Origin of the sequence: Desulfobulbus alkaliphilus, from assembly GCF_016918545.1 — a bacterium.
GTDB classification, from domain to species: domain Bacteria; phylum Desulfobacterota; class Desulfobulbia; order Desulfobulbales; family Desulfobulbaceae; genus Desulfobulbus; species Desulfobulbus alkaliphilus.
Map to the genome: position 1 here is coordinate 1 of NZ_JAFFQC010000479.1, position 202 is coordinate 202.

The 202-nt window shown below is 55.0% G+C and carries 1 protein-coding gene; it reads left to right on the top strand.

The genetic code is table 11. From position 1 onward, the window contains the following. On the top strand, positions 1–202 hold a 202-nt coding region (locus JWG43_RS21270; protein WP_205244532.1), incomplete at both ends, for a hypothetical protein.

Genomic DNA, 202 nt, shown 5'->3' on the forward strand with positions numbered 1-202 from the left:
TCGGGTGATCTGGATATCAAGGGGACAGTGCAGTTCAAGGAACGAGTTGGCGGACATGAAGGTCATATTGAGCTATGGCATGTTCGCCCCAACAGGTATCGCAGCCGGGTTGGTTTTCAGTATTTTACCGGCACAGGTTCGATGTCCTGGAGCTGGCAGGAAATTGTCGGTTCGATAGCGGACGGGGGTGGTTGGGCCCAGG